Source organism: Dactylosporangium maewongense (assembly GCF_039531485.1).
Taxonomy (GTDB): Bacteria; Actinomycetota; Actinomycetes; order Mycobacteriales; family Micromonosporaceae; genus Dactylosporangium; species Dactylosporangium maewongense.
This window is the reverse complement of record NZ_BAAAQD010000055.1, coordinates 11294-38116: the sequence shown is the minus strand read 5'-3', so window position 1 is coordinate 38116 and position 26823 is coordinate 11294. Positions and strand designations below refer to the sequence as shown.

Sequence of the window (26823 nt, the reverse complement as noted above, 5' to 3'; positions counted from 1 at the left end):
TGGGGCCTCCGACGACTGGGGGTCAAGGGGTCGTGGGTTCGAATCCCGCCGTCCCGACGCAGGTCAGAGGGCTGATCCACTTCTTGGGTCGGCCCATTTTGGCGTCCTGGGGACCAGATCGGTCAAGTTCGGCCCATGTAGCGCTCCTTGACCGCTGGTCAAGGTGTACAGGGGCCTTGTCGCCGGGTCATGGCAGTTGTGCCTGGCCGTGCACGGGCGTCATTGTGGGTGGCTTTGCTCAGTTGTCTCCGACCTCTTGGATTGCGTTGGCAAGTTCGCTGCGCAGGTCAGCCGGAACGATAGCGGTGATGTGTGCGGTAAATACGTCTGCGGTCACCTCGCGACTGATGCGCTTGAGGGCTTGCAGCGTGTCAGTTGGCCAGGTGCCAATGGTGTGATGCCAAGCGACGGCGACGTTGAGGTAGGCGTCGGCGGCTTCCTCGTTCCGCAGTTGCAGCTGCGCGACGACGCCGAGCTGGTGGTAGGTGCTGGCGGCGCTGTGCCGGTCGCCGAACTCCAGCCAGATGGTGAGGGCTTGGCGGTAGTGGCCTTCGGCTTCCTCGAACCGCCGCTGCTCCTGCGCGACCATGCCGAGCTGGTGGTAGGTGCGGGCGGCGTTGTGCCGGTCGCCGAACTCCAGGCTGATGGTGAGGGCTTGGCGGTAGTGGCCTTCGGCTTCCTCGAACCGCCGCTGCTGCTGCGCGACGACGCCGAGCTGGTGGTAGGTAAGGGCGGTGCTGTGCCGGTCGCCGAATTCCAGCTTGATGGTGAGGGATTGTTGGTAGTGGCCTTCGGCTTCCTCGAACCGCCGCTGCTCCTCCGCGATCCTGCCGAGCTGGTGGTAGGTGCTGGCGGTGCTGTGCCGGTTGCCGAATTCCAGCTTGATGGTGAGGGATTGTTGGTAGTGGCCTTCGGCTTCCTCGAACCGCCGCTGCTGCTGCGCGACGACGCCGAGCTGGTGGTAGGTGATGGCGGCGCCGTGCCGGTCGCCGAACTCCAGCAGGATGGTGAGGGCTTGGCGGTAGTGGCCTTCGGCTTCCTCGTTCCGCCGCTGCAGCTCCGCGACCATGCCGAGCTGGTGGTAGGTGCTGGCGGTGCTGTGCCGGTCGCCGAACTCCAGCCAGATGGTGAGGGATTGTTGGTAGTGGCCTTCGGCTTCCTCGAACCGCCGCTGCTCCTGCGCGATCATGCCGAGCTGATGGTAAGTAATGGCGGTGCTGCGCCGGTCGCCGAATTCCAGGCTGATGGTGAGGGCTTGGCGGTAGTAGCCTTCGGCTTCCTCGAACCGCCGCTGCAGCTGCGCGACGACGCCGAGCTGGTGGTAGGTGCTGGCGGTGCTGTGCCGGTCGCCGAACTCCAGCCAGATGGTGAGGGCCTGGCGGTAGTGGCCTTCGGCTTCCTCGAACCGCCGCTGCTCCTGCGCGACCATACCGAGCTGGTGGTAGCTGGTGGCGGCGTTGTGCCGGTTGCCGAGTTCTAGGCTGATGGTGAGGGCTTGGCGGTAGTGGCCTTCGGCTTCCTCGAACCGCCGCTGCTCCTGCGCGACCATGCCAGCTAGGTGGTGCAAGTGGGCGAGCTCGCGTTGGAGTTCGGCGTTGCCGGGAGGTCGGGTGGCGGTGATGGCGTGGTCTAGGAGGTGCCGGCGGGTGTCTTGTTGTTTGGTCTGGTCGACGTATTCCTCTAACGCTCGCAGGATCGGGAGGATGGGTTGTCCGGTGTCGAGTCCGTGGTCGAGGGCGGTGGTGAGGTTGGCGTATTCCGTCCGGACAATGACTAGTCCGAGGTGTCGTTGCTGCGGTTTGTGGGAGGTCAGCAGTCGCTGAATTTCGGTGCCGAGTGTGGTGTAGAGCTGGTAGTGGGCTTGGTTGGCGGCGGCGGGTAGTTGGGGTGGGTGGGTGGTGAGGCGGGTGCGTAGGAAGTAGGGCAGGACGGGCAGGACGTGCACCCAGTCTTGGAGTTGTGGGTGTGGGGTGGCGAGACCGACCCGGATGACCTCTGCGACGGCTGCTTGCAGATCGATCGGGCTGAGGGTGTGGACGGCGTTGTGTTCGTTCAGGAGCTGCTGGTATGTCTGTAGGGCGGGGCCGGGGATGCTGGCGGTGAACGGGGCGAGGAACAGCAGTGAGTGTTGGGTGGCGGGGTTGAGTTTGCCGTGGCTGTATTCGATGGCCCTGCTGATGAGTCCGACGGGGTCGGCACTGTCACCGCCGGCGCGGAGTTCCGTGAGGATCTGTTCCGGGGTGCTGGTGGCGAGGCTGGGCAGGACGACGTTGAGCGGGAGTGGGTAGCCGCCGAGCAGGGCGGTCAGCTGTTGCAGCGCGTCGCGTTGGGTGGTGTCGGTGAGGTGACGGGTGGCGCCGTGGTGCTGCAGGATGCGCTCGGTCAGCACTGACGCTGCCTGCGGGTCCAGCCCGGGCAGGACATGGATGTTGTCACGGAACGTCCGTGGTGCCAGCCATTGTTCGGCTTCGCGTGAGCCGATCAGGATTAGGGTGCGGCCGCCGCGGAGCCGGGACAGGAATGTGGCCAGGCGTTCGCGTTCCGGTTCGGGCAAAGCGTGGGGGATGGCGGCGGGGCTTGCTGCGATGGATTCGGCGTTGTCGAGGATGAGCAGGTATCGGCGGGCGCGGAGCAGTTGTGCGACCCGCTCCGGCTGCGCTGGTTCGGGCAGCATTTCGAGCTTGGCTTGCTCGACCCGGTCCAACAGGACTGTCGCGATGTCGCGGATGATCTGGCTGGTGGTCCAGGCGCGGTCTTCGTAGCTGAATCGGAAGACGTGCTCGACGAGGCCGGTGTGCTGCCACCACCACGCGACGTGCCGCAGCAGGGTCGACTTCCCCGCGCCGGCCATCCCGCGCAGGAGCAACAGGTTGCGGTCGGCGGTGATCAGCAGTCGCCGTTCCAGGACCTGGATGTCGAGGTCGCGGCCGACGAACCCGTACTCCACCACCGGTTCGTCACCGACCAGCGCTTGGCGTTGGAAGAACCGTGCGGACTGCTCCGCGGTCATCTCACCCAGGCCGAGGTTGACCGGGTGCTGTCCGAAGACGACCGGCAGGACCCAGTCCTCCAGCTCGAGGTCCTGCTCGAAGTACCCTCGGCGGCACTTCGTCTCAAACAGGGAACGGCGGGCCGTCAGCATAGCCGCCATCGGGTCCTCGCCCTGGCTGAGTTCCTCGTAGAACAGTGGCATCGCCTGTTCGGCGGCGGTGACGGTTACCGAGTAGGCCATGCCGACCGCGACTGGCACACCGGCCTCGACCAGCCGCTGGGCCAGGCTCGCCTCGCTGACCGGTTCCTTCGCCGACTGGCATGCGCTGAGCACGACCACCGGCACCCGATGTTCCGCCAGCAGCGCGGCGATGTCGGCTGCCGACACCGGTTCGGCCTTGCCTTCGGTCGCTGTCTCAAAGAACACGAAGGCGCGTTTGCCCTCGAACGCGGGTGAGCCGAACAAGAACCGGTCGGCTCGGCGCCCTTTCTCCAGGTCCGCGAACTCGGCCACCGAGCCGTGGACGTCGAAGTGCACCACCTGGTAGAAGCCGTTGCCGTGAGCTTTAGATACTTGGCGCAGGTGCTCGCGCAGCGCCGGCCAGGTGCCGGGCCGAACCAGATCCACCACCACCGGCCGGTCCGCTCGGCGCATGCCGTCCAGCAACGGGCGCGACAGGGTGCGATACCCGACATCCTTCGCCCCGTCCGGGCGGGCAGTCACCACCAGGATGTTCAACGTCGAGCGTTGCGGCGGCAGCTCGAACCCCTGCGGCTGCGCCGCCACCCGCCGAGCCAACGGCATACGCACAACCAGCGGCACCGGCAACTCCGGATCCCGCAGCGCCTCCCAGTGCAGCCGGTGGAACGCCGCGGACCCCGACACCTCCAGCCGGCAGCCGTCGAACGCCCGCCGGGCCAGTTCCCGGTACCGCTCGCCGCATCTGCCGGTGAACACCTGCCCGAACAACTCTGTGCCGTAGGCATCGAGCTGTTCGACAGCGTCCTTAGCAAGGTCGCGGTCGAGGAATGGGAACTGCAGATGTTCCTCGAAGTACCACGCCAGCCGCCGCTCCCGGGACTCCGACCCGGGGTCGGTGATCTCCACGTCGTACTCGCCGCCACCGGTGAACGACACCCGGGCGGCGAACGTGCCGTCCTCCGTACGGTGTCGCTCTTCTACCCGGATCACGGTCACGGCTGCTCCCGGCGCAGCCGCACCACCATCACCCGATCCCCAGACGGTGTATCGGTCATCTCCAGCTGAATCTCCGCCACATCCACCGCTGGCTGTGACCGCACGATCAGCCGCCGCACCACGTCATACAACAGCGAACTTGCCAGATTCACTGCCAGGGGCACGACCACCAGCTCCAGCAGCCCCGGCACCATAGTGCCGTTCACGGCCTTCTCGACCTGCGCCACACCCAGCGCCGCGGTCTCCTCGCCCACCCCCCACTGCGCCGCCAACTCGCCGGGTGCAACCCCAACCGCAGGGTCGACCGCCACCAACAACCTGCCCATGCCGCCACCCCTTGATCACCATCAGTGAATGTATCCATCACCCTGGCACGACCAGGGCAATACGCGACAGGGCGGAAACTCGACAGAACGACCCGAACTCACCGGCCGAACGGCGACCACGCCACCAACCGCTCATCCATACCGGATAGGCAGACCGGCCATCGAGAACCGTCAGCGCAGTCTGGGGACCGTTCGGGGACCGCACGCCATGCACGACAGCGGACGACACACGTCCGGCCACACGCCATCGATGCGGGCATACCGTGTCTGACGTGCAGAAACGCTGACCCCCATGGCCTGGGGGTCAAGGGGTCGTGGGTTCGAATCCCGCCGTCCCGACCAGGGCTGACCAGGCAAGATTCAAGATCTTGCCTGGTTTCCGCTAACGGTTCCGCTAACGGAGATCGCGCACAGTCGGTCGAGTTCTCACCCCGTTAGCGGAGGAGATCGACCCGTGGCTATCTTTAGCTACCAGCTGTCCCGTGGCCAGACGCGCTGGCAGTTCACCATCGACCTGCCCCCGGCATCTGACGGCAAGCGCCGCCAGATGAACCGGAAGGGCTTCCTCCGTCAGGAGGACGCCCTGGCGGCGGAGACCGAAGCCCGTAAGACGTACGCCCGCGCCGACTTGGCCGCCGATGGCAGCTTCGCCGCGGAGCTGGAACAGTGGCTCGGCGAGCGGGAGTTGGACGTGCAGGAAACGACGCTCGGCAACTACCGCGACATCGTACGGTGCTACATCGTGCCCCACCTGGGCAGCCGGCAGGTGTACACGCTCGACAAGCGCGCCATCCACGACCTCTACAAGACGCTGCTCACGCGGGGCAGCAAGCGCGGCGGTCCGCTGTCGCGCACGACGGTGGGCAACGTGCACCGGGTGCTAATGAAGGCCCTGTCGGATCTGCACATCGAGATCGAGGGAGTCCGTAAGCCGCGTCGGGAGCAGCGGGAGACCGCCGGTCGCAAGGGTGTGTGGACCGCCGAGCAGGCCGGCCGGTTCCTGGCCTACCACACCGAGCACCGGTTGTACGCGGCGTGGGTCCTCGCAATCGTCGGGGGACTGCGCCGCGGTGAACTGCTCGGGCTCAAGTGGGACCGCGTGGACCTGGACGACGGTGTCGTGCAGGTGTACTGGCAGCGCACCACCACCTCCCGCAACGGCGCCATCGAGAAGGCGCCCAAGGGCAAAAGCAAGCGCTCCGTGGCCATCGGGCCCGCCGCGGTGGCCGTGCTGCGTGATCACCTGGTGCGTCAGGACGCGGAGAAGGAAGCCGCGGACGAGCTGTACGAGGATGGCCGCTACGTGTTCTGCCGGGAGGATGGCCAGCCGTACTACCCGCGGTACCTGACCCAGCAGTGGGAGCGGGCTTGTGTCGCCGCCGGCGTGCCGGTGATCGCCCTGCACGACGCTCGACACACCTCAGCGACGGCCGGCGCCGATGCCGGCGTGCCGCAGCACATCATGCAGGGCCGGCTTGGTCACGCCAGCGGGCGCACGACCGACGAGGTCTATACGCACGTGCTCGATCTGAGCGCGCGCAAGGCCGCGGAACTGATGGAGATAGCAATCTTCGGCTCTACCGAACCACCCGCTGAGAACCGCCAGGCCAGCGCGACTTCGCACCCCACGCGGAGCCTGGCTGCCGCCCGCCGCCGTATCCGTCGCGCGGCGTAAGCGTCCGAAGACCGTGGCCGCCGTGTCGTTTGCGGCGGCCACGGCCGACTGGACGGCGGGTCACGCACCAGGAGCAGCAGGAACTGTCGCAGCCTCTCGATCTGCCGGCGTGGACTGAGGAATTGGCCATTCATGTTGGCATCAGCGAGCAACCTATCCTCGTTCGCATCGAGGTGGTGCGGGGGTTCAACTCTCGCCACAACGCGGGGGCGCCGACCGCGACCGGTGCCTTCACGCCACCGGCCCGCTCTCCGAGGGTGGCCGACGTGTGTACGGAGGGCTCGGGAGGGCGACGGGCCGCTATCGCGCCGCATGATGGAACCAGATTCGCTCGCTCGTGCCGGTCCTTGCCGAGCTCGTCGTCGACCTCCTGTGGTGGCTGGACGGCGGTACACTCCGCCGTCATGGCAGCCGTGGCGATTGGCGATCCTTTCGAAAATGTGCAGATCATAGGAGGGCTGTGGATCTGTGGGCTCGTTTGCATAATAGTGCTATGGCTCATTTCGCGCCTCATTGCAGCAGTTGCGAAGGATCGCGCCGACACGGTATGGAGGACTATTGGGTGGGTGCTGCCCATCGCGATCGCGCTAGTCGTTTGCACCTGGACTGGCTTCGCTGTCTTCTCCGATCCTGTGCACGATGTCGAATATGAGGCGTATGGGGCGGGCCCACTCGATGTTTCATATGGAAAGCAGGAAGAGTCGCTAGCCAGGGAGTTTGGGGTTGCGTCTCCCTGGCAGAAAAGAGCTACTCTCCAAGGATCCGGCACCGTTGTCTTCTTACGTGTCCGCACGAACGATACCGATAGCACCTCCGGTTGTCGGATTAAAGTCGACGGTGTCGTCAAAAGCAGTTTGAACAACGGCAGGCATTCTCGGTCCAGTACCGTTGACTGCCGTGCAAATCTTTAGGTTCCACAACAGCAACGAACGGCAACCGATCACCCGAGTGACACTCAACGCGACTTAATGCCGTTGTCGGGAGGCGGTACCGGGCCAATCCGACCGCACTGTCGGACTTGGGGGTCTGGGGGGTAACGGGGCTGGACGTGTTTGATGCAAGCGAACTCCAGCGGATGAGCCGTCAGGTCAACACAGCAGCAATGTGCGACATATTGGGCGCGAGTCTGGCACCAAACGTATCTGATTGATGCTTGGTACCATGCTCGCATGTCGATGTGGTCGTTAGCTGAGTTGAATGCGTTAGAGCCTTGCAAGGATTATGGAGACGTACTCAGTAATCTTGAGTCGATCTTTAGCAGTAGTGCGTTTCTTCAGTGCTGGCGGCTTGAAACTGTTCCCGTCAACGAGATTACCCAGTCGCAGCTTATTGATGATCCGGACGATCACGATGGACACGCCAAAGTCAAGATGCTCCGCCTCGCGGTTCGGCGCAATGCCCTCCTGTCACCGCTCGTGCTCATACACGCGCCGGCAGCGAAAGACGGGACCTACTTCCTTCTCGATGGGCGCCATCGCTTCAACGCGGCATATCTCGAGCGAGTCGAAGGCATGCGGGCGTGGGTTGGGCACATTGAGTGCTGCGGTGGCCCGTCACCAGATCTCGACTCCGACGGCTAAACCAGCCTGATGCTGGAGCATCGGATAGCAGCGCCACCGACCGGGTTCCATTCGGAATGCGACTTGGGCGACCTGCGACCGTCCGGTCGAAGTGGGCAGTCGCGTTGGGCGAGAGGCGTGTCCCCCGCTTGGGAGAAATGTGGGAGATGATCTTGCGTGCGTCGACTGCTTCAGGCTCCGGCATTCTCGTTTGACACGAGAGGCCCGGAGCGGCGTTCTCCACCGGGCGGCTTGGTGCGCCAGCGCGAGTCTGGGCCGACCGGCGGCTGGAAGGCGCCGAGGCGCGCCCATGTAGCGGCCGTCACCGCACTCTAACTGCGGCCGGAAGAGCTTGCGGACTCGCCGACGCGCGAGGTGCGACGACAGCCATCACCGGTAACTACGTCCCCGGTGGGAGCGGGGTGTTGTTCAACAAAGAGTGCGTGCATTGCCGGCTGCTGTTGGAACGGGGCGCTATCGTACGTCGATGAGTTCCTTGCCTGCCCTCCGCGGCTACCTTCTGGAGGAGGCCCTCGCTTGGCTGGTTCGGGCGAGTGGATACCGACTGCTGACGAACGTTGCCGACGATCCGGACGGTGCGTTGACGTCGGCCGGTAACGGGTTGCTCGTCAAGGGCCGGGGAGCGAACCATCAGGCGGACACGCTCGGCGAGTTCGTGTATGTTCCGCCGTTCTCGCTGCCGATCCGGTTGTTCGTGGAAGCCAAGTTCCGAGATGGCACGACCGGGATCGAAGCGGTGCGCAACGCGCTTGGCGTTGTGAGCGACGTCAACGAGAACTACATCCAGCTGGAGCCCGGTCGGCGGCCTCGGCGGCGTTACCGGTATGTCTACACCCTGTTTTCGACCTCAGGGTTCTCGGCGCCGGCGCAGGAGTACGCGATCGCGCACCAGATCTCGCTGGTGGACCTGTCCGGAGATGCTTTCGACTGGCTGAGGTCTGCGGTGGGTCAGGCCGCGGCAGAGGTGTTCGAGCTGGAGCAGTCGCTGAAGGCTCAGCACCCGAAGGCGTCGATCCCGCAGGCAAAAATTCGCGAGGCGATCAGGAGGCAGCTGGAAACCACCGGGCCAGCCCTGACGTCGATCAATGTTCCGGGCTGGTGGTCGGAGCGCATCGAGCGCAGCTTGGCGCGGATCGCGACGGCCATGCACATGGGGCTCCAAGCGGCCGATGGTCAGGAGTTGCTGCTCGGCTTTCCACCTGCGCCGTTCGTGCTGACGCTGGCGGCGCAGCCTCCATACACGATGAAGCATTTCCTCACCTTTGCTCGGCATCGGCAGCGACATGCGGTGGGGCTTCGCCGGCAGCGGGTGGACGCCCACGTGACGCAGTGGGAGGTGTTCGCGAGGGAGAACCCGGATGCGTACCGGTTGTCGTTCACGGTGCCCGATCGGGTCGAGGAGTGGATCGGACAGAGCGAGAGCACGCGCAAGAGGGTGCTGGTCATCAAAGAAAGTTTGCTGGCGACGATCGTCATGTACCGCGTACACAACGGCCACGTCACGGTCTACCAGCTGGAGTACCGGCCAGCCGAACTGAACACCCCCGACCGGCCTACAGCGACGTGACCCACCGGAACGGTGAGGCAAGCACGGTGTGCGCGGCAGGCCCGTCGGCTGCCCGTTCGGCGAGTGTTGTGGTGGCGAGATCGGCCGGGAGTACTTCGCCGAACTTGAGCCCGGTGACCGCTTCGCCGTCGATCTCCGGTGCAGGCAGCCCGTGGGTGTCGACGGTATCGATGAGCTGCCGAAGCGCGGGTGCGGTGAGGTCGCCTCGGAGCCGGATCATGTGATCGTCGAGGCGGGCGCCGTCGACCGCGGCTTTCGGCAGCGAGGCGGCGAGAGTGGCGTTGGCGCGTCGACCGGCCCAGGTCCACCAGCGATGCTCGTCGTCGACGACCTGGACGACCGTCCCGCCGTCCCAGACCTGGGATGCGCGGTCCTCACGCAACGTCGCGAGGGTCTGCTCGGCGCGGTGGGAGTGGTTGATATCGGGCTGAGTTCCGAGCAGGACGCGACGTTGAGCCTGGGCGAGCTCATAGGACTGGGGTGGCAGGAAGCCGTGCCACAGGCTCCGGCCGGGTAGGTCGGTACCTTCGACGTAGCAGCGTTGGCGCTTCCAGTCGACGTGGGTGACTTTCCAGGTCCGGCCACCGAGGACGATGACGCGTGGCCCGTCGACCTTGATAGTGAGGGCGAGCGCGTCGGTGCTGCCGATCTGTTGCCGGCCGTGCAGGACGGTGAACTCGGGTGCGGCTGCGAAGACGGTGAGCAGTTCCATGAAGTGGCGGCGGCCGTAGCGGCGTTCGGTCTCGGGTCCGATGGCGAGCATGCCGTTGTCAAGGTCGAGGTGGCCGGTCGCGACGAGCCAGTCCACGATGCGGGGGGTGGTGTCGTCGAAAAGGGAGAGGTCGCCGTACCAGGCGGGCCAGATGTCGGCGCCGATGCGGCCCTCCTGCAGGCACAGCGCCAGGAGTTGCTGCGCGACGATGTGCCGTGGCGTCGGGGGCGGTGTGACCGGTTCGACGTATCCGTCACGCCACAGTGTCAGCAGGCCAGCCGCTTTCAGCAGTGTGTCCTGCTTGGTAGCGAGGAACAGGGTGTTGCGTGCGGTGTCAGGCCGGCGGCCGGTCCGGCCGAGGCGTTGCAGAAACGACGCCACCGTGCGGGGGGCGTCAAGCTGGATCACGCGGTCGAGGTCGCCGACGTCGACGCCGAGTTCGAGGGTCGAGGTGGCGACGATGACGCAGTCGCGGGCCTCGGCGAACGCTTCCTCGGCCTGCCGGCGTTCGTCGGCGGCGAGGGAGGAGTGCGAGACGAACGTCTGGACGCCTCTGCCGCGTAACGCGAACGCGAGCTGTTCGACCTGGCTGCGGCTGTCGCAGAATGCGAGGCGTTTCTCCCCGCGGTGCAGGGCGGCGATGACGGTCGCGGCGTTGTCCACGCTGCCGACGTAGTCGAGGGTCACGTCCACCTGGGGTACGGGGCCGGCCGGTGTGTCGGGTGCGACGACGGTACCGGTGCGGTGCCCGACGTTGGCGCCTTGCAGCCAGTGCAGGAGCTGGTCCGGGTTGCCGACGGTGGCGGAGAGCCCGATGCGCTGGAGACGTCGGCCGGCCAACCGCGAGAGGCGTTCCAGGACGGCGAGAAGGTGCCAGCCGCGGTCGTCGCCGGCGAAGGCGTGGACCTCGTCCACGATGACCAGACGCAGATCGGCGAAGAGCTGCCGTGGGTCAGTGAGGGTCGATACGAGCATCGCTTCGAGGGACTCGGGCGTGGTGAGCAGCAGGTCCGGCCGGGCGATGCGAAGGCGTCGGCGTTGGGTGGCACCAGTGTCGCCGTGCCAGAGTCCGGCGGTGCGGCCGATCCAGCTCGCGTAGCCGGCGATGCGAGGGTGCAGGTTGTTCAGCAGCGCCCGGAGCGGGCACAGGTACAGCACGGAGATGCCGGACCAGTCACGGTCCGCCATCGCGCTGAGAGCGGGGAAGACGGCGGCTTCGGTCTTGCCACCGGCGGTGGGTGCCAGGAGCAGCGCGTCGTGACCGCCGAGGATCGGTTCGATGGCTGCGGCCTGCAGCGGCCGTAGGTCCGCCCAGCCGAGAGTGTTGACGATGTGATGGACCAGGCCCGGGTGGAGGCGGTCAACGCCGGTCATAACGGCAGATGCAGGTCGATGTCGTCAACGCTTTCGATGGCCAGGCCGGCGGCGTTGCGTTCGACGTCGGTGAGTTCGGCGGCGGTGAGGGTGACGGGGTAGTGGCGGCGGGGGTCGAAGTCGGGGAACTGTTCGACGCGGTCGAGGACGTCGGCGACCAGTTTCTTCAGGTACACGCGGGGTGCCACTCCGACCTTGCCGCCGAGCTGGCCGGTCACGGTGTCGGCGAGCAACGCGACGTAGGCGTCATCGACGGTGGCGGCGACCCGGTCGCGGTCGGGAAGGCCGCTCGCGAACAGGTCCCGGACGCGCCCGCCGAGTTCACGCAGCCCGTCGGTGGTGAAGCCGGGCAGCCGCAGTTGTATTGCCCGCGGGTTGTCGAACCGGATGTCCGCGGTGAAGTCGGTGGCCAGCCGCTGCGCCAATGGTGGCAGGCGCTGCGCGCCCTGCACACCGTCGAAGAACGCCGGGGTACCGGTGATGACGAGGTAGAGGCCGGGGAACCGGCCGCCGTCGACCTCGTCGATGAGCTGCCGCAACGCGTTGAGCGCCTTGTCCCGGACGTCGGAGCGCATCCGTTGCAGGGTCTCCACCTCGTCGAGGACGATTAGCAGGCCGGGATGTCCACAGCCGCGCAGGACGGTCAGCAGCCCCTGCAGGAACGCCAGCGCGCCGAAGTGGTCCAGTTCGCCCTTCAACCCGGCGGCGCGGCGGACGACTGATGCGACGTTGGGCTGCCCTCCGAGCCAGGCCGCCAGCCCTTCAGCGGTAGCCTGGTCCCCGGCGCCGGTGGCCGTGCGGTAGCCGCGCAACGCGGATGCGAAGGCAGGTGCGTTGCGGGCGATATCACCGAGCCGCCGGTCGAGCAGCTGATCGACACCGGCGCTGAGCGCGTCGGTGTCGGTTTCGGCGATGTCGCTGGTGGCGAGAACGTCCTCTTCGAGAGCATAGATCCAGGCGTCGAGCACCGGGCGCAGCGCCGACGGGGGGAACTCGGCGGTGGCGAGGTTGTCGCAGACGCGGCGGTAGACGGTTTCCAGCCGGTGCAGCGGCGTCTCGGTCTCCGAGATCTGCACCTCCGCGACGGCCAGACCGCGGTGCTTGGCCCGCTCGGCCAGCCAGCGGGTGAAGAAGGTCTTGCCGGCGCCGTACTCGCCCCGCACCGCCTTGAAGACTGCTCCGCCGTTGGCGGCGACCTCGAGTTCGGCGTCGATCGCCGCTTCGAACCGGCCGAGCCCGACCGCCAGCAGGTCCAGGCCGTTGCGGGGGACGGTGCCACGGCGCAGCGCGTCGATGACCTCGCGCCGCCGCCGCTCGCTGACGTCCACGCTCACGCCGACGTCCCGAGCTCGAACTGGTCGCGCAGCATCTTCTCGTCGAGCGTGACGATCTGGCCGTCGACCTCCACCGCCTGGTAGCCCTCGACGGCCAGGACGCGTCGCAGGACGGTCACCACATTTGCGATGCGCTGCGCCGGTACGTCCGCGCGGGCGGCGAGGGTCTCCAGCGGCAACCGCCCCCCGGCCTCGTGCAGCGCGGTCAGCAACGCGGACACCCGCTCGTCGGGCAGCACCGGACGACCGGCCAACCGCAAGGCGCGGTTGCGTTTGTACCGGGTACTGGCCAGCAGCGCTGCGACGAACGTGGGCGCGGCACCGATCGTCTCCGCGTGCGGCGCTGCAGGTGTGATGTCGAACAGGGTCGCTTCCTCGGCCGGTGTCACGACGCTCGTCGCGCTGACCGGTCCTCGCCACCATGCCGGGGACGCGACGGGAGCCGCGGACCATCCGGCTGGCGCGGGTTCGCCGGCGGCGGTCAGGATCGTCAGCGGGATTACCACCTCGGCGGCGCTGGCGCCGCCGTGATAGCCGGCCTTGCGCGCGCTGTAGCGCACCGTCTCCCGCCACGGCAGGATCACGTCGCCGTCGGCGAGGACAACTCGCCGTCCCGCGACGCGGATCTCGCCGTCTCCGGCTGGCGGCCCGTCGGCGGTGGGCCGCCATCGGGCGGACAGCACACCGGTACCGCCGCGCAGTTCACCGTCCGGGCCCCGGTCTACCACGTGTCCGTGGTCGGAGAGCATGACGACGACCCGCCCCCTGGCGGCGTCGAGCAGGTGCCGCACCATGCGTACGGCGTCGAGGGTCCACGCGGTGGCCGCCGGGTCGCTGCGGTCCAACGCGTCGTCGATGGTGTTCACCACTGCGGCGACCGTCCGGATCGATCGGTCCCGCAGTGCGGCGACCACTGGTGAGGCGAGGCTCTGCCCTGCTCCGGAGAGCAGGTCAGCCTTGTGGAACAGCACCGCGTCCGACCCCAGTTGCTGCCGTAGCCCGGCCCGCTCCTCGGCCTGTCCTCCTCGGCGCAGTTCACCGGTGAACAGACTGGTGCGGCTGACCTCGGTCACCGTTGGCAGCGCCGCGACGACACCGGCCCGGCGGCCGCCAGCCGCGGTGAGTTCCCACCAGTCGGCGACCATGGCGGACTCGACAAGTTCGGTGCTGGCTGCCACCCCCATTCCGTCCACGACGAGCAGAAACACCGGCCGGTCCGCGTCGACGAGGGGTTTCACCACCCGGCGCACCACGTCTTCGACGAAGTACATGCCGCCGGCTGGGCTGTCCGCGCGGGTGGTCGCCGCGAGCAGCGCCGCGAACTGCTCGTCATGGCGGGTGCGGCGAGCGTCGACGGCGGCGTGCAGCTCACGGTACACAGCGGCGAGCGCCGGGTCACTGACCCCGACCCAGAGCCGTAGCCTGGCCCGGTCGAGCCAACCGTCGGTGGTGACCTGCCGGTCCACCGCGTCGGCGAGAGTCGCCGGTGGCTCGTCGGGCGTGGCCAGCCATCGTAGCGCCCGCATCGCCATTAACGCGGTCAGATGCTGGTCGCCGACCGCGGCGAGCCGGTGCTGGGCGACCATCCGCAGCGCAGCCTCGGCCGCTTCCAGCGCTGATGTACTCATCCGGCGCAGCGCTGCCCGTACGTCCTCGGCGAAGGTCTTGAGCCGGGCGTCGAGGCCGCCAGGCAGCAGGTCGGAGCGGCCGACCAGGCTCGCCGCCTGCAGCTGGCGGACTAGGTCCTCGGTACGGCCGAGGATGCGTTGTACCTCGTGCTTGTCCTCACCGCCGAGGGCGCGCACGACCCAGGCAAGCACGGTCCGGTTCCACTCCGCCGCCTCGTGCTCGCGTGGTGTGGCACCGCCGAGGTACTGCTCGAATCGGACCCGCGCGGCGGCCACCGCCGCGGTTGGAGCCCGGCCGTCCCACAGCAGACCGGCGATCAGTCCGAGCGGGATCGCGTCGGTGCCGTGCCCGGCGTCGACTGCGGCGAGCGTCCACCGCGCGGTCGGCCCCGCGGTCTCCGCCAACCAGCCGGCCACGATTGTCCGGAGCCGCGCGTCGACCGCCGTGTACCGCACCACGTCGCTGCCGCGGAGCGTCCACTGCACCACACCGGTGGCGTCGAGGTCGTCCGGGCCGATCCCGAGCAGGCGGGCCGACAGCAGCCGCATGGCACCGTCGCGGGTGACCACGCCACCGCGCACCGGCGGCCAGCCACCGGCCGGCGCGTACTCCAGCAGCGCTTCGGCCAGGTGCCGGCGCTGCCGCACCAGCGCCGGGTCGAGCGCGGCGGCCTCGAAATGGGCCCGCACGATCTCCCACGGGTCGATGTTGAGCACCGTCTGGTTGGAGCAATGGGCGAGCACCCCGGCCCCGAGGTCGTCATCGTCTCGGTCGGTGAGCACTACCAGCCGCTCGCCGGGTGCCAGCTCCACCAGCGCTGCGCGGACCGCCAACGACGAGCGGGCCGGCATGATCCGCACCACGGTGTCACTGATCCGCAGCATCGGCTCACCGGTCCACTGCGGACGAGCGAATAGCGCGAGGACCGGTTCGCGTCGCCCGCTGCGCAGCCAGTCGACCACCATGGCCCGCACTTGCGCCTCGGTGGCCACCGGCGCGGCGATCGCAGCTGCGGCGCTGGTCACTCGACCGACCATTCCAGCCGGATCCGCCGACCCGGATGCTCGTCACGGAACCGTCGCAGCGAGGCGACTGCTTTGTCGAAGGACGCGTCGTCGGAGACGTCGGCCTCGCCGCCGGTACGCACCAGTGGCGGCACCACCGGCGGATCTACCACCGGCGGATCTACCACCGGCGGATCTACCGCTGGAGGTGTGACGACAGGCGGTGTCACGACCGGCGGAAGCGGTGGGGGCGGTGGGAGCATCTGTGCCAGCAGATCGGTCGCCTCCCGCACCGCGGTCCGCAGCGCTTCGGCAAGATCGGCATGCAGCTGCTCCCGCCTGGCCGAGTCGGCCAGCTTGTCCAGCAGGACGCGTGCCTCCTCCGCCCGAGCGTCCTGCAGGCCTGCCACGGTGCTCAGCAGATGCCACGACGTACGGGCCAATTCGTCGGTCTGCGTCTTCCCCTCAACCAGATACTTGCTGGCCGTGATCGCATCGACGTCGCCCAGGTTCGGATTGGCCAGTACCTCGACGAGCACCACATCGTCGTGTTCGTTGACAATCTCGTCGAGCAGCGCGGCGACCCGCTTCGCGGTGGCCAGCCTGCTAACTGGGGTGGTCCGGTCGATGCCCAGCTGATCGGCGTGCGACTCCAGACCCTTGACCAACTCTCGGACGTCGGGCGCCGCCTGGCGGGCGTACTCGCGGACCGTGGCGCCGAACCGGGCGAGGTTCGCGGCGGAGAGCCTGCTCGCGGGCCGCAGCGGCGTCAACCCGTTGACGGTCGCCAGGGCGGCCTTCCACTTCGTGTCGTCGGGGCGCCGGTCGATCCGTAGTTCCATGTCGTCGGTGATGTTGTCTAGCGCCGGCGACTGGATTTTCGTGTCGTCGCGGTACCAGGACAGGTCCTGGTCGAGCGCGAACACCGCGATCAGCAGGTGCTGCACCATCCGGTCCAGACCGCGTGGCTGCGGCGAGTCGGTCAGCCGCCGCAGCAGGGTCACCGGGAACCGGTCACTGGCCCCCTCGGCGGCCTTGGCCTCCTTCAGGAAGTGGGCGCTCCACCACAGGTACGTCGGGTTCACCGTGTAGATGCCCTCGTCGGTGCATTCCCCGAGCCGCAGCGGGTTGACGACCCGGCGCACGCTGCGCCGATCGGCCTGTTCGATCGTGACCCGGCGAGCCGGGTCGGCGACCGCCCGCTGCACGTACTCCAAAATCTTGCGCAGCAGCACGATGGGGACGAGTGCCTCATCCTCGGGGAGGTTCGGGGTTCCCGGGTACACCCATGCGAGCATCTGTCCGGTCAGATGGTCGAACGCTGCTCGCAGCGTCCCGCCGATCGGCTTCGCCGGGGTGAAGCCCCGCGCGATGGTCTGCAGTACCGGATCCGGGTCGTCGACTACATCCGCCGGCTGCGCCCGGATCACACCGTAGGCCTGCTTGAGGCAGTCCACGACGCGGACCCGGGTCGCGCGCAACTGCTGTTCCAGCATCGCCTTCGCCTGTGCCCGCTCCGCCGGGGAGAAGTCCGACGCGAGCGTGTACAGCCGGTCGTCGCCACCACCGGCGAGCAGGTAGTTCAGCTTGACCAGCGTGCCGACCAGGCCCAACCGGTCGTCGGTCAGGAAATACGGCAACCAGAACAGTGTCTGACTGTCGAGGTGACCACCGATCGACCGGATCCGGGCCGAGTCGCTGCGCCGAGTGTGGATCTCGTCGTCGAACGGATAGTCCACGACGATCCGCCACCGACCGCCGACCGCGGCGGCCTCGGCCTCGGGCAGCTCGTTGGGGTCGCGCACGTTGGCGAACACCACGTCGACGTGATGACGCCGACCGCGCCACTCCCGCGGCTGCTGCTGCGCGGCGAACATCCCGTCCGGTGCGGTGATCCCCAGCTCGGCGCAGACCAACTCCCGGATCAGCCGCCGCCGAGCACCCGGCGTGTCTTCCGTCGTCGGGACCCGCTCGATCAGGACCGTGTAGTCCACTTCGGACAACTCGAGGCGGATCACCGGATCGGTGCCCTCACCGATCTGGATCTCCGGAATGTGCACGGCCAGCTCACGCAGGCGCTGCAGCACCATCGGCGGCTCCGATCCGATGATCGGGCTGACCATGCTGCCGTAGTTGAGCGCGTTCAGTCGAGCCGCTGTCAGGTTCGTCAACGCCGGTACGTCCGGCACCAACGCGGCCAGCAGCAGCGTCTTCACGAGCTTGTCATCGGCATGGACCTGATGACTGGCCGGTAGCGCGCCTACCGTCGCCTCGGTCTGTTTGTTGTAGGTCAACACCAGCGGACGCAACCGCCGGTACAGAGTCCGGGCCGTCTCGAAGTGCTTCTTCAACTGCGGGTTGTCCGGCAGCTCACCCTTCGCGACCAGCTCGTCGAACAGCTCCGCGACCCCGATGACGTCGTTGACCCGCAACCGGTCCCGCCCCGCGACCAGCAACCGCGCCATTACCTTCAACGCGGTCCGTTCCCGCTGCAACGCCTGCGACAGCGACACCAACGTCGCCACCAGCGCCGGGCTGAATGGGTACAGCCGCCGGAACACCGCCGCGTCCGACCCGACGCCGGCGTCGCCGTACTGGTTGCCGGCCACGAGGGTGTCCCACACGTCCCGGCGCCGCTGTACCGCCGCGAACGCCTCGTCGATGATCCGCTTGCCGTCCCCGATCGGCCGCAGCAATCGCCGCTCGGCGATCAGCGGCAAGTTCCGGTCCGGCAGCGTGATCTCCGCGAACCGTCCACGACCGTGCCGGAACACATCGGAGAACGCCTGCCGCTCCGCGCCCGGCACGTGCGGGCCGAGGAACTCGACCAGATCCCGCTGCCGCGCCACGAACGACACGAGCGGCACCGCGCGGTGCTTGTCCGCCGACTCCACGAACTTCGCGAGCTTGCCGCCCTCCTGGTTGACGAACTCCAGGTTCGACAGGTGCTGCGACAACCAGAGGATCAACTCGTCCAGGAACAGCACGATTACGTCGTAGCCGAGCGACTTCGCGTGCTGCGTCACCACCGCGAGGCCCTCGTCGATGTCCAGGTACTCGCCGCTGTGGACGGCGCCGGTGAACACCGTCGCGGTCAGATCCGAGACCAGTCGGTCACGATCCGGCGTGCCCGGCGGCTGCACCGCCGCCGCCGCGTAGCGGGCAGCGTCCCAACCACCGCGGTAGTTACCCCACCCGGCCGACCCGCCACCGGACGCGCCGTTCAACCGCGCGAAGAACCGCTCATCACCCACATCGGCCCGGTATTCGGTTGCGTTCACCAGCAACGTGTCCGACCGGTGTACCGCCGGTGGTGGTGCACCGGGCTCGAGCTCGGCGATCTGCCGACGGTATCCGCTGAACACCGCCTCCTCCAGCGACCGCGCGCCGAGCAGATGGAACGTCAGGGGCAGCACCTTACGGCCCTTGAGCCACCGGTCCGCGTCTGCAACCGGACCCGCCAACTCCGCGATCGCACGCGCATCCGGGTTGCCCCGCAGCAACTCGTGCAGCACCACCATGAAATGGCTCTTGCCCGCGCCGAACGACCCGTGCAGGAACGCCGCCTGCGACCGTCCGGTCTCCACCGCCTGACCAACCAGCCCCAATGCGCTGACGAAGTCGTCGCGCAGGTTGTCGGTGACCACATACTCCCGCAGCGTCTCCTGGGCGTGGCTCACACCCTCGGACAGCCGCATGACGAAGTCGGAGTCGGTCACCCGCTCCGGGATCTTGATAACGTCACGCAACAGCGTCACACCAACACCCCCAACGCGATCTCAGCCCGGTCGGCCTCCCACGACGCCAGCTCCGCATCGACGAATGCCGTGTAAAACTCCGCAGGGCTCCCCGGATAGCCCGGCAGCGGCCCAGAGTGCCACTGGTGCAACCACGGCTCGAACTCCGCCACACCGGCCAACAGCGGCAGCAACTGCTGCTTCGTCCACCCGTCGTACTGCTTGCGCTCCATGTAGAGGTTCGCCAGCGCCTGTGCCTGCTCCAGATGATCCCAACCGGCCCAACCCAACACCGGCAACGCATCCCGGCCGGCGTTCGGGTACACCACGAACCGCTCCTTCGGCACGTCCAGTTTTCCCCGGTTGCGCCAGTAGGACGTCCGGGCAAAATCGGCCTGGGCATACTTCGGCGGCACCGGGATCGGCGACGACAGTCGCTCGCCCCCGTCCTCCTTACGCTGCAGCTCCCAGACGTCCTCCCACTGCTTACGCTTGGCCAGACCCGACGGCTTGTAGCGGTACGCGGCAAGGAACGGCACCGTCTCGTCCGCGACCAGCTTCGTCAGCTCGGCGGCCAGGTCGTAGTCGTCCCGGCCGCAGAACAGCGCCAACACTGACCGGAAATCTGGATCAATCCCGACCCGGTCAGCGAGGACACCCACCGGCAATGCCCGGCCTGCATCGGGTCCCCGCCAGAGCGCCTCGGCCTCAAGCCGGTCCAGCAGCCAATCGCGCAGCGCTTGATGCTCCTGCACTTCCCATGGCGTTGACGACCACCGGCGCTTGCACTCCGGACGCTCGATCAGCGCAAGATCCGCACGCGACTCGATCACCGCGATCCGCTTCAAGACCATGTCTTTGTACGCCTGAGGCCAGTCCTCCGGCACCACGGGCGTGGGCTGCGACCGGTGCCGGACGAACCACTCCGGGATCGGATCGCTTTCACCGATTTCACGCGCCATGAGAATCTCGAACGCCCGGTGCCCAAGTTGAAGCTCTGGCAACGCAGCCTCCGGCACGGTCAGATCCTCGTCGAGAAGACCGTACAAACGGTAAGCCTCCCAGTCCAACTCCTCCTGCAACGCGACCATCCGCCCACGGATGCGGTCGTGCTCCACGTGCGCGGCATCCAGCGCCTGACGAGTCGGGACGGCGTCAACACAGACAGCGGAAGGCCGGACAGCGGCCAATTCTCGCGACAACATGTCTATCGATCGGGCCCGCTCCAACGGCGTAGAGGGCGGAACGGGAAAGCTCTTCAATTTGGTTGCATTGAACTGAAAGAACCGCTCCCAGTCGGTGCTGGTAAACCCGCCACCTTCGCCACGTATGCCCTTGTCGTGGCTGACCTGCTTGAGCCAGAAGCACGCAGTTGACGAGTTCAGTAGCCCAAGCAACGCCAAGTGGTCGTCCTCGGTGGCCGAGGCTGGCAGCTTGATCACCGGCGCCGTCTGCTTGAACACCTTTCCACCCCGATCCAGTACGAAGTGGTTATGTGTCGACACTTCACCCCATGTAATCGACAGTGGAGTCCGATATCGCTCGGCCACCCATCGGTACCAGGTCCACCAGCGTTCGCCAGATTCACGGCGAGTCATTTGGCCAAACCCAATAACGCCCTCGGCTGTCGACCGGAGTGGCCAAAGGTGCCGGCCCCAAGCCAGATCAGGTTCGAGTTCTAAGAACTCTTGCTTCGAGTCGTACGGCGTCAAAGCTGTTTCGGTGCTCCAAGCCGCGTAATCGCGAACGATATCGCCCGTAATGACGGGGCGACCTACGGGATATCTGAGGCCGAGACGGCGCGCTTTGTCGTCGGGCATCAGAAATCCTTCATCAAGCCCTGGAAAACTTGCGAACCCCGGTGTGCCATCTATCGTGTCAAGCAAGACGCGACTGCCGCTGTCTTCGATCTTCGCCTTGACATCGCTAGCCCCACCTCCAGCGAGGCTCCACGGAAACGCGTTGAACATTCCCCGAGCGGCATCCACGACCGTGACGAATTCGTTGGATGTACCCGGGCTTTCAAAATTATCGACAATTGCCGACCATACGAGACCCTCGGCCGGGATGCTCGGTACACCTGGCTCACCCTGCAGGCCGAGTACCGCCCGCACTGTCGGTATCTTCGAGCGGCGACGACGACCGACCAAGATAACCGTTGGGGTACCGTGACCTGGAATGTAAGCACCGGAGGTGTCGATAATGTGACTCAGCTCGATCTTTGTTGCGAAGAATTCGGTGATGAGCTTCTTGCCGAACTCGCGTTTCATAAAGGAGTTCGAAGTGATCTGCCCCACGATTCCGGCTCGCCCTGAAGCGTCGTTTCCCCGAACGAGTTGGAAGAAGCGCTCCGCGAACGGCACCGAAAGCGCGTATTTGCCTGCGCACGCGTCGTACATGTCGCGGTACAGGTCGTTGAGGTACTTGTCTTTGACGGTGATGTAGGGCGGGTTGCCGACCGCGACGGTGTACTGCGCCGGCTTCAGAAGCTTCTTGAGAGCCGGAGCGTCCTCGGTGTAATAGGCATACGCCTCGCCGGTTTCCAGCAGGTGCAGCATGTCGCCTTGGTGGGAGGAGCCCGCATCGTCCCAGCGCAGCAAGGAGTCGCCCACGGCGAGCCGCATCGAGAAGCCCGGTGATTCGGCAAGGCTCTTTTCGTCGCAGTACCGCAGGGCTTCGACGAGCAGTCGGAAGCGGGCGATCGCGACGGCGAAGGGGTTGATGTCCACGCCGGTGATCTGGTCGAGGACCTTTTGCGCTCGTTCACGGCGGTTGAGGTCCGGGTGACGGTGTTCCCACAGCGGCAGCAGGCGGTGGAACGCGCCGAGCAGGAAGTGACCGGAGCCGCAGGTCGGGTCGATGAGAGAGGTGTCCTCCAGCCCGTAGTCCTTGATGGACTCGTCCAGGGTCAGCCTGAGGATGAACTCCTCGACGAACTCCGGCGTCTGCAGCAGCGCGTAGCGTTTGCGCGCGTCCAGCGACAGCTTTTCGTAGAGGTCACCGAGGAATCGGGTGCTCAAGTCCGGGTCGGTGTAGTCGTGCACCCCGGCGCCGCGTCGCCAGAAGTCGAGCAGGTCGGTGGCGGCGTCGGCGGAGAGGTCCCAGCGCCAGATCGGGTTGTGTTCGTCAAAGAGTGCAGCGGTGGCGCGCAGCGAGGCGAGGTGCGTAAACGCCTGCCGGAGCCAATGCCGGTCATTGTCGGTGGGGTGCTCCAGGAAGTACTCGGTGCCAGCCTCGACGGCCTCGTCGGTGCGTTGGCCGGGGCCGGCGATGAAGGGCCGGTCGATGAGGTCGTTGTCCTCGCAGAAGCGGACGAACACGGTGCCGAGCACCCAGGCGACCGCGGCCTGGTCGAGCTGTTCCTCGCGCCACGCCTCGTAGGTGGCGCCGGTACGCCTGCCGTACGCCTCCTTATATTGGATCTCCAGCCAACTTTTCAGCGCCGGGACCGCCTCGGACTGGTCACGCAGGTCGGCCGCGACGGATTTGAGCTGGCGTTGTAAGGCGGCGAGCTGGGTCACGCGTTGGCCTTTCCGGTTGCCGGGACGGGCTGCCACCATACGTCCGGGAGCCAGGTCAGTTGGCTGCCGGAGGTGACTGGGATGGGCTGGTCGTCGAGAACCTGTTTGCTGCCCGGCGCCGGCACGAGCAGCAACCGAGCCGCCGGCCGGGGCACGCCGTTGTCCGCCAGCGTGGCGATGACGTCCATGCAGCCGTACCGGGCAAGCGGCGCTGCCTCGGTCAGCAGCACTGCGTGGCCGGTCGCGAGCGACGACTGGAGGCGCGGTACCACCTCGGCCCGGACGGCGCTCTCAAGGTTGCGGCGGTCCGGGTGGGCTGGTTCCCGGGCGTCGGATTCGAGAATGAGCTTCCACGGGACGCCCAATGACCGCAGTGTCTCGACCAGGACCGCGGTGACGTTCAGCTCGGTGAGCCCGAACCGTTCCAGCAGCGCCCGGCGCGCCCCGTCGAGGGCGGACGGCTTCACAAGCACTGCCAGGAAGCCGTCCCGGTCGAGGACGGCGGCGAGTCGGGCGTCGGCCTCGGCGGCGGCGTCCGGTCCGGCGGGCAGCAGCGGGCCGGTGGTGGCGCGGGTCCTGCTGGCGAACAGGTCGCTGCCCGGGCTGGTCGGTGTGGTGTACCGGTCGTGGCGCCATTCCAGGGCGACACCGTTGGCGGCGAGCAGCCGGTCGAGGGCGGGCCGGCCGGGAAGCTCGGCGGCGCGTGGGAACCGGGCCCGAACCCGTTTGCGGACCTCTTCGATGGACAGCGACCGGCCGGGCGGGACCGCGAGACTTGCCGCGGCCAGCCGGAGCGCGGTCTCGGCCGCGAGGCCGATCGGGTAGAGCTGTTCCTGCGCGTTGACGGCCACCGCCCCGGCTGCGGCGGCGAGCGACAGCAACCGGCTGTCAGACATCTGCGGCAGGCCTGCCGGGGGAGGGAGCTCGCGGAGCCGCTCGAGGACCCGGGTGCGGGTGGGCAGTGACGGGGTGGCCGCCAGCCGCTGTGCGATCTTGCCGAGCCGTGAGGCGTACTGCAGGAACTCCTCGGCGGTGTGCTCGGAGTCCGGGTCGTCAGGCTCGCGCCCGATGAGAACGGTCGAGCCGATGCGGAGCTGGTCCAGCCGTGCGTCGCCGCCGCGGGCCAGTTCCGTTTCAACCGCGGCCCGGACCAGCCCGATCGCCTGCGTGGTGCGTTTCGGTTCGGGGCTGAACGAGCCGTGCGCGGCGATCAGTTCGTCGCCCAGTTCGTCGACGGACATCACGCCACCGTTGCTGTCGAGCAGGGCGACGATCTCGTTGCGGACCTGGTCGAGCGCGGTGACATCCAGCCAGCGGTCGGTCAGCCGTTCCATGATCTGGCTGACCCGCTGCGAGGTGACTCCACAGTGGCGGGCCAGATCGACCTGCGACGGCCAGCGCAGCGGCTCGTTGCCACCGGGCGGCACCGCCGTGCCGAGCAGCAGCGGGACGACGGTCGTGTCGGCCGACCGGCGCCGCGACGACGGTGGCGTCGCCAGCAGTTCGATCAGCGTCTCGACACCCGCCACTGGCAACAGACCAGGGTCAGCCGTCGGCTCGCTGGTTTCAGTCTGCGACCCAGAGAACACCGTGCGGAGTTCCTTGGCGCGGCGACGGATCTCGGTCTTCGTCGCCTGGGAGACACCGGCCAACCGGGACAACGCCATCTGGTCCTGATGGACCAGGTCGGCGACGGTGTGCACACCGATGCGTTCCAAGGCCGACCGGGCCTTGGGGGTGAGTCCTACCCGTTCCAGCGGCGTGTCCAGTCCGAGCGCTGCCGGGCCGCCGTCGATGACGGTGCCATGATCGGTACCCGGGGCGGGCAGCGCGACGAAGACCCGGCGCCAGGCGTCGGCCATGTCCTCGAAAGTGTCGAACCGCTGGCGGGCATCCCGCGCGAGCGCTTTGGCGAAAAAGGCGACCATGCCTTCGGCAACTGACGGGTCGAACAGCTCCGGCGGGAGGGAGACCTCGTCGGTCAGGTGCGCCGGATAGGTCACGCCATCACCCCAGCGAGGGAGGGTGCCTGTGGCCATCTCGTACAGCGTGACACCGATCGCGAAGCGCTCCGCGGCTGCGTCGTAGCGTGCGCGGCGCGGCGGCCCGAGGAACGGGTCGAGATAGGGCGGGGTCCCCGCGGTCAGCTGGTCGGCGGGTGCGGCGGCCAGCGAGAAGTCGAAGACGCAGAGGTGCAGCTCGCCGTCCTTGGACCTGGGGCGCGCCGCCAGGTTGGCCGGCTTGATGTCCCGGTGCGTGATCCCTTCGGCGTCCAACGCCCGGATCACGTCGAGGAGGTCCTTGCCGTACCGTTCGAGCTGCTCAAGGTTGAGCCGGCCGCCTGAGGCGAGCTGGTCGGCGAGAGTCTTCGGACCGGCGTAGTCCAGGAGCAGCCCGATCTGGCCGCCGACCTCGATCGGTCCCCTAATCAAGCGGATGATCTGCCAGTGCGGCACACGGTCGAGGACGGCCGCCTCGTCGAGAAGACGCTGGTTCTTCTCAGGGTCGCGGGCGACCTTCAACACGACCTCGGCGCCGTGTTCGTCGCGGACCAGGAACGCGATCGACGTCGCGCCGGCACCGAGCCGGTCGACGACGGTCAGCCCACCTTCGAGGACATCGCCGCTGCGGGCCTGGAGCGGATTGATCTGTGGCACCGGATCCGGGGCAGTCAGGTCCTCCTCGACCTGGTCGAGACCAGCCAGGAACAGCGCAACCGTCTTGGTACGGCTCGGCACGATGGCGCAGGTGGCGTCGAACACGAGGTTCACCAGGCTGCTCGGCGCGGCATCGAACGATGCGGTGATGTCCAGTCCGCCGAGGAGATCCAGCACCGCCTTACGCTCTGCGACACTTGGGGCTGGCGGACGGCCGGTCAGGATGTGGTACGCGACCGCGCCGAGCGCGAAGACATCCAGCAGCACGCCGGGTGCCTCAGGGTTGGTGACCTCCGGTGCCTGGTAGACGCGTGACTGCTCATCGACGAGCTGCTCGACGTGTTGCGTGCCCACGACTGCGCCTTGTGACGTCGTGGTGGTGCCGGGGACACGGCCGCCGGTTTGCCAGTCGATGATCACCAGACCGGGCCGCGACGATGTCGGCTTGCGCACGAAGATCGATCGCGGGTTGAGGTTGCGGTGGACCAGGTGGCGGGAGTGGGCGTACCGCATCGTGTCGGCCAGCTCGCGGACCAGGTCCAGGCGCTTGTCGATGGTCAGTTCGGCGTCGTGCTCGGCGAGCCACTGATCGAGGCGTACCCACTCCTCGCTGTGATCGAAGATCACAGCCGGCCCGTGCGCGTGCTCGACAAGATCATGCGCCTGCACGATGCCGTCGTGACGGATGCCCTGCAGCAGCCGGAACTCCCGCTCCGCCGCGCGCCGAATCATGTCCTGGTCGGCGTCGGCGCGCCCGGTCAGGTAGAACCGCACTCGGCGCACCAGGTCGGTCTGCTGGTGTCCGGCAAGGAAGTCCTGCCAGCCCACACCCTCCGCGAACGGGCGCGGCGCCAGTAGCAGCTGGCCCACCATCCGCTTGGACACCGACGGACGCAGGCCACACGCTTCGATCAACGCCACGATGTCCCGTGCCGTCGTGCGGTCGATCCCGCCGCTGGCCGGCCGGTGCATCAGCAGTCGTTCGACGTCCTCGAGGCCGGCGGCAGCCGACCGGTGGGGGCCGTAGACCCGCTGCCGGCCGATCGGATCCAGTGTCGACCGCACGTTGGTTGCGTGCAGGAACACGGCGGCGTCGACGTATGGCACCCGGGCGCGCCGGCCCGGGACCCTGCTGGCGTACTGCTCAAGGAGCGAGCGCAACCTGCGCGCCTTGCGGTTCGCCAGGATCACCGGATTGTCGACGATGCGGACGTGGCCGTTCGGCATGGTCCGCCGCCACTGAAAGCCGTCCCCACCGATCTCGCCCTGCCAGTGCTTGAGCTCCAGCACGTACAGTCCCTGCGGCAACAGGACCAGCAGGTCAACCTCGTTGACCGAACCGTCCGTGCCCTGGAACTCGACATTGGCCCACGCGTGGTAAGGATCGCCGTCCGGAAGCAGCGACTGAATCTGCTGCAGACCCTCACGCTCATGCGGCCAATCACTGGCGTTGATCTCCCGCCAACGTGGCGAATCTGGCCGGATCGTGATCACCCCTCAGTGCCGCACCGTAGTAAA

11 protein-coding genes are annotated in these 26823 nt (G+C 67.4%); 3 read left to right on the top strand and 8 right to left on the bottom strand.

The window, feature by feature from the left end:
• Positions 1-238 precede the first annotated feature (238 nt).
• Both ABD332_RS57980 and ABD332_RS57975 read right to left on the bottom strand, forming a co-directional pair.
• On the bottom strand, positions 239-4189 hold the full coding sequence (locus tag ABD332_RS57980) for a CHAT domain-containing tetratricopeptide repeat protein (protein ID WP_344515397.1): 3951 nt from the start codon (positions 4187-4189) through the stop codon (positions 239-241).
• Positions 4186-4515 carry a hypothetical protein gene (locus ABD332_RS57975; protein WP_344515395.1) on the bottom strand — a complete coding sequence of 110 codons (330 nt, stop codon included), beginning with the start codon at positions 4513-4515 and terminating at the stop codon, positions 4186-4188. Before ABD332_RS57975 ends, ABD332_RS57980 begins: the two co-directional genes overlap by 4 nt.
• Positions 4516-4969: 454 nt before the next feature.
• On the opposite strand from ABD332_RS57975, the gene ABD332_RS57970 reads away from it, so the two are divergent.
• The 3 genes from ABD332_RS57970 (at position 4970) to ABD332_RS57960 (ending at position 9337) form a co-directional block, all read left to right on the top strand.
• Positions 4970-6190, top strand: coding sequence for a tyrosine-type recombinase/integrase (locus ABD332_RS57970; protein ID WP_344515393.1), 1221 nt, complete (start codon positions 4970-4972; stop codon positions 6188-6190).
• A gap of 1169 nt (positions 6191-7359) precedes the next feature.
• Positions 7360-7770, top strand: a complete 411-nt coding sequence (locus ABD332_RS57965; RefSeq protein ID WP_344515391.1) for a ParB N-terminal domain-containing protein — start codon at positions 7360-7362, stop codon at positions 7768-7770.
• A 466-nt stretch (positions 7771-8236) separates the two neighbouring features.
• On the top strand, positions 8237-9337 hold the full coding sequence (locus ABD332_RS57960) for a hypothetical protein (RefSeq protein ID WP_344515389.1): 1101 nt from the start codon (positions 8237-8239) through the stop codon (positions 9335-9337).
• Here ABD332_RS57960 and ABD332_RS57955 read toward each other — a convergent pair.
• From ABD332_RS57955 to pglW, 6 genes are read right to left on the bottom strand one after another with little or no spacing between them, the layout of a single operon-like run.
• Positions 9324-11423: a DEAD/DEAH box helicase gene (locus ABD332_RS57955; RefSeq protein WP_344515387.1), complete on the bottom strand. Its 2100-nt coding sequence runs from the start codon at positions 11421-11423 to the stop codon at positions 9324-9326. The two genes, ABD332_RS57960 and ABD332_RS57955, sit on opposite strands and share 14 nt — an antisense overlap.
• The gene (gene brxD / locus ABD332_RS57950; protein WP_344515385.1) at positions 11420-12757 is read right to left on the bottom strand and encodes a BREX system ATP-binding protein BrxD; all 1338 of its coding nucleotides are present in this window, start codon (positions 12755-12757) and stop codon (positions 11420-11422) included. Before brxD ends, ABD332_RS57955 begins: the two co-directional genes overlap by 4 nt.
• The gene (gene pglZ, locus ABD332_RS57945; RefSeq protein ID WP_344515383.1) at positions 12754-15411 is read right to left on the bottom strand and encodes a BREX-2 system phosphatase PglZ; all 2658 of its coding nucleotides are present in this window, start codon (positions 15409-15411) and stop codon (positions 12754-12756) included. Before pglZ ends, brxD begins: the two co-directional genes overlap by 4 nt.
• A complete protein-coding gene (locus ABD332_RS57940; RefSeq protein ID WP_344515381.1) occupies positions 15408-19148 on the bottom strand; it encodes a BREX-2 system ATPase PglY family protein in 3741 nt (1246 codons plus the stop codon). The genes pglZ and ABD332_RS57940 overlap by 4 nt, the downstream gene beginning before the upstream one ends.
• Positions 19145-22648 carry a BREX-2 system adenine-specific DNA-methyltransferase PglX gene (pglX, locus tag ABD332_RS57935; protein ID WP_344515379.1) on the bottom strand — a complete coding sequence of 1168 codons (3504 nt, stop codon included), beginning with the start codon at positions 22646-22648 and terminating at the stop codon, positions 19145-19147. The genes ABD332_RS57940 and pglX overlap by 4 nt, the downstream gene beginning before the upstream one ends.
• The gene (pglW, locus tag ABD332_RS57930; RefSeq protein ID WP_344515377.1) at positions 22645-26799 is read right to left on the bottom strand and encodes a BREX system serine/threonine kinase PglW; all 4155 of its coding nucleotides are present in this window, start codon (positions 26797-26799) and stop codon (positions 22645-22647) included. Before pglW ends, pglX begins: the two co-directional genes overlap by 4 nt.
• Between the last annotated feature and the right edge of the window lie 24 nt (positions 26800-26823).

Excerpts from the sequence above, each read along its gene's own strand:
- ABD332_RS57975 (WP_344515395.1), bottom strand. The coding sequence starts at position 4,515 with ATGGGCAGGTTGTTGGTGGCGGTCGACCCTGCGGTTGGGGTTGCACCC.
- ABD332_RS57965 (WP_344515391.1), top strand. The coding sequence starts at position 7,360 with ATGTCGATGTGGTCGTTAGCTGAGTTGAATGCGTTAGAGCCTTGCAAG.
- ABD332_RS57960 (WP_344515389.1), top strand. The coding sequence starts at position 8,237 with ATGAGTTCCTTGCCTGCCCTCCGCGGCTACCTTCTGGAGGAGGCCCTC.
- ABD332_RS57955 (WP_344515387.1), bottom strand. The coding sequence starts at position 11,423 with ATGACCGGCGTTGACCGCCTCCACCCGGGCCTGGTCCATCACATCGTC.